Here is a 10967-nt window from a genome sequence, read left to right as displayed (position 1 = left end):
CTCTCCCCGTATAGGGACGGGGAGAGGGGCGCTCGCATCGACGGTTTCGCCAATCACCAGCGTTGCAAGAAAAGCGCCGAGATTGCGGCCAGCCCCCTTCTCCCCGTCCCTATACGGGGAGAAGTGCCCGGCAGGGTGATGAGGGGCGGCGCCGACTTCGGCAATCGATCTGAAGCCTCGATAGAGCCCCATCCGATCACATCGCGATTAGCCGGCTCTGGTGAGTGAGGAGAAAAAGATGAGCTTCGACTGGCCAACCGCGCTTCCGCTGATCTTCGCCGGCCTGATGGGCCTCGCCATCCTGATCTACGTCATTCTCGACGGTTTCGATCTCGGCATCGGCATTCTGTTCGCCGCCGCTGAAGACGCCGAACAGGATACGATGATTGCCGCGATCGGCCCGTTCTGGGACGCCAACGAGACCTGGCTGGTGCTGGCCGTCGGCCTGCTGCTGGTCGCCTTCCCGCTGGCGCATGGCGTCATCCTGACGGCGCTCTACATTCCGGTCTTCGTGCTTTTGCTCGGGCTGATCCTGCGCGGCGTCGCCTTCGATTTCCGCGCCAAGGTGCCAGCTGGCCGCAAGCATCGCTGGAACCGTATCTTCTTCCTGGGTTCGCTCATCGCCTCGCTGGCGCAGGGCTATATGCTGGGCGTCTATGTGCTCGGGCTCGACGTCGGCCTCGGCGGCACGGCCTTCGGCGTGCTGGTGGCGTTCTGCCTTGCCGCCGCCTACGCGGCGATGGGCGCCGCCTGGGTGATCTACAAGACCGAAGGCGAATTGCAGAAGAAAGCGGTGCGCTGGCTGCGCACCGCGCTGGTGCTGACCGCGCTCGGCATGGCGGCGGTGTCGCTGGCGACGCCCTTCGCCAGCCCGCGCATCTTCGACAAATGGTTCGTCTGGCCGGAAATGCTTTATCTGTCGCCGCTGCCGATCCTGTCGGCGCTTTTGTTCCTGTGGCTGTGGCGGCAGACCTTCCATCTGCCGAAGCCCGACGACCGCCATTCGCTGATGCCGTTCCTGACGCTGGCCGCCATCTTCGCGCTCGGCTTTGCCGGTCTCGCCTGGTCTTTCTACCCGTTCGTGGTGCCGGATCGCCTGACCATATGGCAAGCGGCTTCCGCGCCGGAGAGCCTGGCCATCATCCTCGCCGGCACCGTGGTCGTGCTGCCGGTCATCATCTTCTATTCGTTCTATGCCTACCGGGTGTTCGGCGGCAAGGCGACGGATCTGACGTATGATTGACCTGCCGATGCAGGCGCGAGGCACCCCTCTCTGGCCTGCCGGGCAGAGGGGGGTGCTGTCCCGCCGACGCCTCCTCAATAAAGCCGACTCAATTGCTCGCCGACAGCACCAGCACCGGCTTGTCGCTGTAGAGCGCCGGGAACAGTGCCTTCAAATTCGCCACCTTGGGCAGGTCGTTGTAGACGATGTAGGGATAGGTCGGGTTCAGCGTCAGAAAATCCTGATGGTAATTCTCGGCCGGATAGAAGGTCTTGCCGGTTTCCAGCGTGGTGACGATCGGCTCCGGGAACACCTTGGCCTGGTCGAGCTGGGCGATGTAGCTTTGCGCGATCTTCTTCTGTGCATCGTTTTCGGCGAAGATCGTCGAGCGGTATTGCGTGCCGGAGTCCGGACCCTGGAAATTCAGCTGGGTCGGGTTGTGGGCGACCGAAAAATACACCTGCAGCAGCTGGCCATAGGTGATTTTCGATGGATCGTAGGTGATCTCGACGGATTCGGCATGCCCGGTGCGGCCTGAGCCGACCGTCTCGTAGACGGCGGTGTCCTTGTCGCCGCCGGAGTAGCCGGAGACAGCCCTGGTGACCCCCTTGACGTGCTGGAAGACGCCCTGCACGCCCCAGAAACAACCGCCGGCGAAGATCGCCTTTTCAGTGCCGGTGGCCGCCTTCTCGTCGATTGCCGGCGGCGGGATCTTCACCGCGTCCTCGGCCGAAACCGCCGGCGTCAGCCAGAAGGCAGCGCCAGCGGCGGCAAGTGCCAGGGCGGCGAGCGCACCTTTGATATACCCAAACGAACTCTTGTGCTTGATATCGGTCATGGCTGCACTCCTGTGGCTTCCATTGGGATCAGTCTATTGGATCAGTTACGATGGCGCGATGCGTGAGTTGCGGAACAGGCTCACATTCGTGTGCGCCGAATGCGGAATCTTACCGTCAGCGCTGCCCCTCACTGTCCTGCCGGACATCTCTCCCCGTAAAACGGGGAGAGAGCGACTGGCCGCGACGCCGGCGTTTCTACCTGCAACACCGATGATTGGCGAAACCGTCGATGAGCGCCCCTCTCCCCGTCTCTATACGGGGAGACGATGCCGGCGGGCAGGTGAGGGGCAGCGCCAAGGGCCGCCCTTGTGAATGAACGGCTGAGACACGGCAGAACTAGTTGGCCGGAGCCATCGCATCCGTTGCCGGTTTCATCGCATCCGTCGCCGGCTTCATGGCGTCGGCGGCCGGCTTCATGGCGTTGGTGGCCATCGGGTCGGCAGGCTTCATCGCATCCGTTGCAGGTTTCATGGCATTTGCAGCCGGTTTCATCGCGTTGGTCGCGTCGTCGGCACGGGCGATGCCGCCGGCAAACAGCACCGTCGAGCACAGAGCGAGAGCGAGCGCCGGCAGCGTCAGGCGGGAAATGGTCATGATGTTCTCCTTGGGGTTGGTCGTGAAGGCGCGCCCTCTTGGCGGCCGTGCTATGCGGCGCCGCTCCATGCGGCGTTGCGCAATCTCTTGTCGAAGCGCGATCTAGTCGGTCGCGGCAGCCAGGATCGGTCCGCCACCGGGCGACTGCACGAGCACGGCCGTGCTCAGGCCGCCGGATGCGGCGGGCAGCGGATACGTCGCGGCCGCGCCGGTCCAGCCGCCGAGTTTTTCGAGCGCATGCACGACATTGGCGTGCGGCAAGGTGCGGCCGGTGTTTTCGCCGCGCGACACCGGCACCTCGACGATGCCCTTGGCATAGCGCACCAGCCAGACATCGGCGTGGCCGCCAGGTGCGGCGCCGGCGCCGATGCTGATCTTGCCGCCATCGAGCGACAATGCCGGGCCGCTCGTCCGGCCGCTCACCGAGATCAGCTTTTCGATCTCGCCGGGTGCGGCGCCGACGACATCGGCATGACCGTTGACCACCACTTGCGGCGTGAACGGCCCATCATGACCGAGCGCCGGCTCGTAACTGACCTGGCGCCGGGTGAATTCCTGTTTTCCAAAAATGTCCTTCCAGCCGAGATAGTCCCAGTAGGTGACGTTGAACGACAGCGCCAGCACGCCGGGCTGGTCCTTGACCCTGATCAGATTGGCGTTGGCCGGCGGGCAGGACGAGCAGCCCTGGCTGGTGAACAGCTCGACCACGCTGAGCGGCTGCGCGGCCGCCGCACCGAGCGACGCCGCCAGCGCAAGCGCCGAGAGGCTGGACACTGTGACGAACTTGCGGGACATCGGCTTGCTCCGTGGGCAGCGGCGCCTGGAAGCACCGCTGATATCCCCACTTCGCCGCTGTCGGCGCCTTCGTTACAGCGCTCACAGGTTTGTGATGAAGGTTCGGGAGATCCCAGGCAAAGCCGGAGGGACAGCACCCCCCTCTGGCCTGCCGGCCATCTACCCCACAAGGAGGGAGATCGCAGCGTTTACTGCGTCAGCAGCGTGTCGGACGGTCGCTTGTTGAAGTCGCACTTGCCCATCACGCTGTAGAAGAAGTCGGCGTTCGTAACGTCTGGCAGTGGAGGATTATTGCCGCCGTCTTCCCATGCCTGATCGCTGGTCTCGCTGCAGGGCACCACGGCGAAGATGTCGACGACCGTGTTGCTGGCAACCTCGACGGGGAGGTATTTGGAAGGGTTCAGGGCCTTTTGTGCCGCGGTGCTGTACCCGGCGCCGAGGTAGAGCCGGTTCGACGTGTCAGTATTGTTGGACCTGAGCGGGTTGACCGGCCCGGATGGCACATCCATCTGCAGATAGAGCTTGTCCATCGTGCTCACGTTGATTGTTGCGCCACTGCTGTTTCCGGCGGAATTCGTGGTCGCGCACGTCGTCTTGAAATAGACGGTGGAGCCGTTCGTTTTTCCGCTTTTTGCCACCGCGGTGCTTTTGTAAACTCCCGCAGTGGCCGTGAAATCGGTTGTCGATCCTACTGTCGTGCACAGTTGGGTCTGAACCAGCGTATTGGTTGGTCCCGTGGTAATAGTTGTCGTACCGTAACCTTTCGGCTCGGCAGCGGTATAGGTCTTACCACCGCTCGTATAGGAATAACTATACGCTTTGTAGTTATAGTTGGCCTTCATCATGGCCGTCGGCGTGGTCGTGGAGGTCCAACCGTAGGGAAGCCCGTACAGAGTCATGGTCTTGTTCCAGTAGCCTGAAACGCGATCGACATTGAATGTAGCTTCGACCAGCGCCGGCGTCTTGCTCACCGCCGACGCGACGCCGACCGTCACCGTGGGAATCCTGGCGATCTGCATGAACACGGTAGGCATGGCGAAACTTGCCGAGGCCTGCGCGGTGGCGGTGCCGTTGGCGCTGACGTCGAAGCTGTTCAGGGTCGCTGCGCCACGTCCGCCGTTTTCTCTGTAGGTATCCTGGAGCACCACCTGGCGCTGCGGCTTCGTCGACGTGGTATCCATCGTGGTGATGGACAGGATCGCGGCGTCGAGTGCCGCCTGCTCGTTCGACCTGGTCTGGACCGCGGAGGTGTAGTCGACGGAAAAGCCAACCGCGGTGATCAGCGGTATCATGGCGAGAACAAGTATCGGTGCGAACGAGCCGCTCCGCGACTCGATAAAACTGCCTGCAAGCCCCCGCATGCCTTCGTCCTTACATCAGATATTTCCCTCCGCTAACATGCCGATCACAAATTATGCTCTAACGCGTGTGGTTAAAATTTATCGATTTTTCGAGGAATCCGGGGGAAAGGCGACAAGCGCCCGCACCACTCGCCCCGGCAGCGGCCTGCTCTGCTTTCGCGGCAACGGCTGTACGGCTTGCCGGGCAACGGGCCGCACCAGATGTGCGGCGGCAGCCTGCCGCTTGCTCGGGCAAGCCACCCCTGCTAAACGCGCGCCATGAGCACGCCCCTCGACCACATCCGCAATTTCTCCATCGTCGCCCATATCGACCATGGCAAATCCACGCTTGCCGACCGGCTGATCCAGCTGACCGGCGGGCTGGAGCTGCGCGACATGAAGGAGCAGGTGCTGGACTCGATGGACATCGAGCGCGAGCGCGGCATCACCATCAAGGCGCAGACGGTGCGGCTGAAGTACCGCGCCAACAATGGCGAGGACTATATCCTCAACCTGATCGACACACCCGGCCATGTCGACTTCGCCTATGAAGTGTCGCGTTCGCTGGCCGCCTGCGAGGGTTCGCTGCTGGTGGTCGACGCCTCCCAGGGCGTCGAGGCGCAGACGCTGGCCAATGTCTACCAGGCTATCGACAACAACCACGAGATCGTCGTGGTGCTGAACAAGGTCGATCTGCCGGCCGCCGAGCCCGAGCGCATCCGCGAGCAGGTCGAGGAGGTGATCGGCATCGACGCCTCCAACGCCGTGCTGATCTCGGCCAAGACCGGGCTGGGCATTCCCGACGTGCTGGAAGCCATTGTCCACCAATTGCCGCCGCCGCGCGAAGGCGATGCGACCGCACCCCTGAAGGCGATGCTGGTCGACTCCTGGTACGACGCCTATCTCGGCGTCATCGTGCTGGTGCGCGTCATCGACGGCGTTTTGAAGAAGGGCCAGACCATCCGCATGATGGGCACCGGCGCCAAGCACCTGGTCGAGCGCACCGGCGTTTTCACCCCGGCCCGCATCAATGTCGACGAGCTCGGCCCCGGCGAGTTCGGCTTCTTCACCGGCTCGATCAAGGAAGTCGCCGACACGCGCGTCGGCGACACCATCACCGAGGACAAGCGCACAACTGCCAAGGCGCTGCCCGGCTTCAAGCCGGCGCAGCCGGTGGTGTTCTGCGGCCTGTTCCCGGTCGACGCCGCCGATTTCGAGGATCTGCGCGCCGCGGTCGGCAAATTGCGCCTCAACGACGCCAGCTTCTCCTTTGAAATGGAAACCAGCGCGGCCCTCGGCTTCGGCTATCGCTGCGGCTTCCTTGGCCTGCTGCATCTCGAAATCATCCAGGAGCGGCTGGAGCGCGAGTTCAACCTCGACCTGATCGCCACGGCACCGAGCGTCGTCTACCGGCTGGCTCTGACCGACGGTTCGATGAAGGAGCTGCACAACCCGGCCGACATGCCCGACGTGGTGAAGATTTCGGCGATCGAGGAGCCGTGGATCCGCGCCACGATATTGACCCCCGACGACTATCTCGGTGGCATATTGAAGCTCTGCCAGGACCGGCGCGGCATCCAGGCCGACCTCTCCTATGTCGGCAAGCGCGCCATGCTGATCTATGATCTGCCGCTCAACGAAGTCGTCTTCGATTTCTACGACCGGCTGAAGTCGATCTCCAAGGGCTACGCTTCGTTCGACTATCACCTCACCGACTACAAGGAGGGCGACCTCGTCAAGATGTCGATCCTGGTCAATGAGGAGCCGGTGGACGCGCTTTCCATGCTGGTGCACCGCACGGCGGCGGAAAAGCGCGGCCGGCAGATGTGCGAGAAGCTGAAGGAGCTGATCCCGAACCATCTGTTCAAGATCCCGATCCAGGCCGCCATCGGCGGCAAGGTCATTGCCCGCGAAACCATCTCGGCGCTGCGCAAGGACGTGACCGCCAAATGCTACGGCGGCGACGTCTCGCGCAAACGGAAGCTGCTGGACAAGCAGAAAGAAGGCAAGAAGCGGATGCGGCAGTTCGGCAAGGTCGATATCCCGCAGGAGGCGTTTATCCAGGCGCTTAAGATGGGGGACTAAGCGGTTCGGCCTTCGGCCGAACGCATCGACCCGGTTGGTCGATGCGAGCACAAGTCCGGGTGGGAGCTGCCGGAGGCAGCGCGCACCCTGCCAGCGCGGCGGTGGAGCTGCACGATTGGGATCAAGCCATCGGTGCCGCGCCGCGGCGCTCGAGCGCGGTCTTGCGGATGATTTCCGCGATCTCCGGGCTGCTGCTACACAGCATCTGGAAATCCGCCGCGTGCAGCGACAGGAGGGAGACCGCTGTCGCGGCGTTGACGGTCGCCGAACGCGGTTCGCCGCTGATCAGCGCCATCTCGCCAAAGAAGGCGCCAGGGCCAAGCTCCACCGGGTTCGGCGTCGCGACGCTGACGCGCCCCTCCACGACGAAGAACATCCGATCCCCGGTCTCGCCACTGCGGCAGATCACGGCGCCCGCCGGCAAGTTGCGAGGTCTTAGCGCGCGCACGATCTCGACCAGCACGGCCGGGCCGAGCTTCTCAAACAAGGGCACGCCGGCGACCAATTGCCAATTGCGGACGAAATCCTCGCGACGGATTTCCTGATAGAAGCCGGAGGCAAGAATGCCGGCCCAGAGCGCGAAGATGCCGATGCCAGTCATCATGACCGCCCCGGCAAGGACGCGGCCGGCGAAGGTTTGCGGAATGTGGTCGCCATAGCCGGTGGTGGACAGCGTGACCACCGCCCACCACATTGCCTCGGGGATGCTGCCGAACTTTTCCGGTTGGATGTCGCGCTCGATGACATAGGCGGCGAGTGCGACACCAAACAGAACGACGCCGAAGAGCGTGGTGACGCCGATCAGGTTGCGCGCTTCGTTGGCCAGCACCCTGCCCAGCACCGGGAAGAAGGTCGAGTCGCGCAGCGGTTTCAGCAGCCAGACACCACAGTAGAGGCTCCAGTCGGGCGTGCCGCCGAGCAGAAATGCGGCGAGTGGAACCAAAACCGCGAGCACATCGATGGCGATTGCCGGCGTCCTGTCCCGAAGGTCTCCCGCCCGGTGCTTGAGCAGCGTCGCGGCCATCTGCAGAAGATAGGCGCCCCAAATGACCGCGAGCAGTGCGGTCAGAGCCAGTCTGCTTCGTCCGGACAGGTTCGGTGTCGTGAGCGCAGCCACCACCAGAAGCCCAGGGGCAGCCAGCACCGCGTTGAGCGGCGCGTAAATTCTCAGGAAAGGCAGTACCGACATTCTGTGCCCACGAGCGGCTACTATTTGCCAAAGTAGGCTGCCTTCAAGGCAAGCGTAAAGGTGCTTGCTGCGATTTGCCGATATCGGTTCTCGGGCAAGGCTGACTTTGTCGACTGCGGACCGCTCTCTCGACAGTCTCTGCCTTCACGCCTTGTCGATTTCGGGCTGACACTGGAGCCGCGTCGGGAAAGTCAAACAGGTGAGAGCGCCTCGCCATCGGCGAGCATTGGATCAGACACCGTCCTGCGGTATCCTCGAGCCAGCTTGGGGAGACATCAAATGCGCACCACTTCAGACACCATCGCCGCGATCGGCCTCGCCATCGGCGGCGCCTTCGGCCTAGCCGGCACCTTCGTCGCCAGCGCCCCGCTGCGCGAAACGCTCTGGACGATCGACGGCGTGGCACTCGTGGTGGCGACCGCGCTGCTGACCATGAAATACCAGCGGCTGGGCAATGACAGCGTAGCGGCTGGATTCCTGACTTTCCTGGCCGGCGAGAGCCTGCTGCTTGCCGGCAATGCGGCGGGACTGGAGGCCAGCGTGCCCTCCTATGTCGGCGGCATCTCGCTTTGGGCGGCAGCACTGGTCATGGTCAGCGCGCCGAAGACTTTTGCCCTGTGGATGCGGCTCACCGCGCTCGTGGCCGCGGTGCTGTTTGTCGTCTCGGCTTGCATGATCCTCTGGGGCGCGCCCTTGCTGCCAACCTCGGCGCCGCTGCCCGCCGCCGGTTATCCGTTCCTGGTGCTGACCTTTGTTGGCTGGATCTGGACGCTGCTGAGGCCGGCGCGGTGAGCCTTTGTCCGCTTCCGTACCAAAAGTCCGGCCTGGTTGATCGCGCAGACTCGGAGCGATAGAAAACTCGGGCGGCGGACCCTTATCAGGTCGCCAGTGGCCGGCGCGGGCTCAGGCAACTGCCTCACCGGCATTCGCGCCGGCCACTTCCAACCCGCAGATGATCGCAGCGATCCACCGGCCAGCGCGGCACTTGAAGGAGCGCCGACGCTTCAAGACTCAATCCAAACCTTCTCAAAGTGCTGCTCCAGCGCCTGGTGCTGTTCGCAGCCTTCGACGCCCTTGCGATATGTCCGGTAGACCGAGCGCCAGTAGGGTTGGATCATGATGCCTGAATCGCGCAAATTCTGCTCGATCTTGCCCATGGTCTCCTTGCGCGCCTTGGCGTCCGGGGTCGCCAGCGCCTTGTCGAGCAGGGTGTCGAATTCGGGGTTGGCGTAGGCGCTCTCGTTCCAGGCCGCACCCGATTTATACGCCAGCGCCAGCACCTGGACGCCGAGCGGGCGGCCGAGCCATTCGGTGCAGGAGAAGGGGTATTTGCTCCAGTCGTTCCAGAAGGTGGCGGCCGGCAGCACGGTGCGCTTGATCTTCAGGCCGGCCTCGCGCATCTGCGCGCCGATGGCGTCGCCGGTGCTCTTTTGCCATTCGACGTCGACGGAGATGAGCTCGAATTCATGGTCGGCCTTGCCGGCCTCGGCCAGCAGCTTCTTCGACTGCTCGACGTCGCGCCTGGCCGGGCCGATATCGGCATATTCGGGGTGCATGGGGCCGACATGGTGGTTGTCGGCGGGCTTGCCGCGGCCGCCGAGGCCGAGCGCCAGCACGGCGGAATTGTCGACGGCGAGCTGGGCGGCGCGGCGCACCTTGACGTCGTCATAGGGCGCGTTGGCGACATTGAAGCGGGCGACGATGGTGGAGCCGGTGGCGATCTCGGAGTTCATCAGCCCCATCGTCTCGGTCTGCGAGACGGCGTCGGAAGCGGTCTCGTGGTCGGTGTCGATCTCGCCGGATTCGAAGGCCGACAGCATGGCGTTGGGGTCGGAGCCGTAGTCGACCCATTTGATGCCGTCGAGATGGAATTCGCCCTTCCACCAGGGCTTATCCCTGCGCTTCACCTCGGCGCCGGTCTCGGCATCCCAGCTGACCAGCTCGCACGGGCCGGTGGTGATGGCGAGCGCCTTCATCGGATCGGCGTCGCCCTCATAGGAGCGGTGCATGATCAGCGCCGGATAGTCGGCCATGCCGGCGATCAGCGAGATGTCGGGTTTCGGCAGGTTCAGCTTGATGGTGAAGTCGTCGACCTTGGCGATGCCGCCATCGACGACCTTCTTGGTGTCGGCATTGACCAGCGCGCCCATGCGCGCGGCGACCGAATTGCCCGGCACCGAGGCATCGCACCAGCGGGTGAGGTTGTGGATGACATCATCGGCGTTGAAGGCATCGCCATTCGACCAGGATATGCCCTTGCGCACATGCAGGGTCAGCGTCCTGGCGTCGTCGCTCGCCTCCCAGCTTTCGAGCAGCCAGGGCTCGAAGGAGAAGTCGGTGTTCCAGCGCACCAGATATTCGTTGCAGTGGCGGGCGACATTCGACATCTCCACGCCGTCGAAGGTGCGCGGGTCCTTGAAGCCCTTGACGTTCATGGCGACGCGCAGGACGCCGCCCTTCTTCGGTTCCGCCGCGCGGGCAGGGGTGGTGCTCAGCCCGCCCAGTGCCAGCGCGCCGGCGGCACTGACGCCGAGCCCGGCCATCAGCGCCAGGTATTCGCGGCGGTTGATGCCGCCGGTCTTGAAATCATCGGCAACGGGTTTGGCCTTCGGGTGGAGTTTGCGGTCGGTCAGCATGAATTTCATCGTCGTTCCCCTGTTGTTGGGCGCCCCGGTGGATCGACAGACGCGGGGGAGGATGCGATCGCCGGGGCGCCATTGCCTGAGGGGGAATGATAAGGCTGGGTGACGCCAGGGAGTGTTCGGTATTCCGCAGTGATTGTGCGGTGCTCCGCAGGGGAGTCGGCAGTGCGCTTATGCTTTGCAGCCGCGCTGCGAGGAGATGCGCCAACGGCGCGGCGCCAATCTCCCTCCTTGAGGGGGAGATGGCCGGCAGGCCAGAGG

Annotated in this window: 9 protein-coding genes; 3 read left to right on the top strand and 6 right to left on the bottom strand. The window is 63.8% G+C overall.

The features are described 5' to 3' along the window. Positions 1–238 precede the first annotated feature (238 nt). Positions 239–1243 (top strand): cytochrome d ubiquinol oxidase subunit II, encoded by a 1005-nt coding sequence (locus tag EOB49_RS29945; protein ID WP_127383098.1) that lies wholly within the window; start codon positions 239–241, stop codon positions 1241–1243. An 88-nt stretch (positions 1244–1331) separates the two neighbouring features. Here the strand turns inward: EOB49_RS29945 and msrA are convergent, their stop codons facing one another. The 4 genes from msrA to EOB49_RS29920 all read right to left on the bottom strand — a co-directional run bounded on the left by msrA (position 1332) and on the right by EOB49_RS29920 (position 4811). Next, complete coding sequence (msrA, locus tag EOB49_RS29940; protein WP_127383097.1) at positions 1332–2060, bottom strand: peptide-methionine (S)-S-oxide reductase MsrA; 729 nt, start codon at positions 2058–2060, stop codon at positions 1332–1334. A 337-nt stretch (positions 2061–2397) separates the two neighbouring features. Next, the gene (locus EOB49_RS29930) at positions 2398–2655 is read right to left on the bottom strand and encodes a hypothetical protein (protein WP_127383096.1); all 258 of its coding nucleotides are present in this window, start codon (positions 2653–2655) and stop codon (positions 2398–2400) included. A gap of 102 nt (positions 2656–2757) precedes the next feature. Further along, complete coding sequence (locus tag EOB49_RS29925) at positions 2758–3450, bottom strand: DUF1223 domain-containing protein (protein ID WP_127383095.1); 693 nt, start codon at positions 3448–3450, stop codon at positions 2758–2760. Between the two features lie 188 nt (positions 3451–3638). Next, positions 3639–4811 (bottom strand): TadE/TadG family type IV pilus assembly protein, encoded by a 1173-nt coding sequence (locus EOB49_RS29920; RefSeq protein WP_127383094.1) that lies wholly within the window; start codon positions 4809–4811, stop codon positions 3639–3641. Between the two features lie 258 nt (positions 4812–5069). Here EOB49_RS29920 and lepA point away from each other — a divergent pair, with 258 nt between their 5' ends. Then, positions 5070–6875 carry a translation elongation factor 4 gene (lepA, locus tag EOB49_RS29915; RefSeq protein WP_023813453.1) on the top strand — a complete coding sequence of 602 codons (1806 nt, stop codon included), beginning with the start codon at positions 5070–5072 and terminating at the stop codon, positions 6873–6875. 121 nt (positions 6876–6996) lie between these two features. On the opposite strand, the gene EOB49_RS29910 is transcribed toward lepA, so the two are convergent. Further along, positions 6997–8064, bottom strand: a complete 1068-nt coding sequence (locus EOB49_RS29910) for a cyclic nucleotide-gated potassium channel (RefSeq protein WP_127319759.1) — start codon at positions 8062–8064, stop codon at positions 6997–6999. A 279-nt stretch (positions 8065–8343) separates the two neighbouring features. Here EOB49_RS29910 and EOB49_RS29905 point away from each other — a divergent pair, with 279 nt between their 5' ends. Beyond that, on the top strand, positions 8344–8856 hold the full coding sequence (locus EOB49_RS29905; RefSeq protein WP_127319757.1) for a hypothetical protein: 513 nt from the start codon (positions 8344–8346) through the stop codon (positions 8854–8856). 212 nt (positions 8857–9068) lie between these two features. Here the strand turns inward: EOB49_RS29905 and EOB49_RS29900 are convergent, their stop codons facing one another. Continuing rightward, positions 9069–10709 carry an ABC transporter substrate-binding protein gene (locus EOB49_RS29900; RefSeq protein ID WP_127383093.1) on the bottom strand — a complete coding sequence of 547 codons (1641 nt, stop codon included), beginning with the start codon at positions 10707–10709 and terminating at the stop codon, positions 9069–9071. Between the last annotated feature and the right edge of the window lie 258 nt (positions 10710–10967).

Origin of the sequence: Mesorhizobium sp. M7A.F.Ca.MR.148.00.0.0 (assembly GCF_003997735.1) — a bacterium.
Lineage (GTDB): Bacteria > Pseudomonadota > Alphaproteobacteria > Rhizobiales > Rhizobiaceae > Mesorhizobium.
Note: the sequence above shows the minus strand (reverse complement) of the source record. Positions and strands in the feature narration are given on the sequence as shown.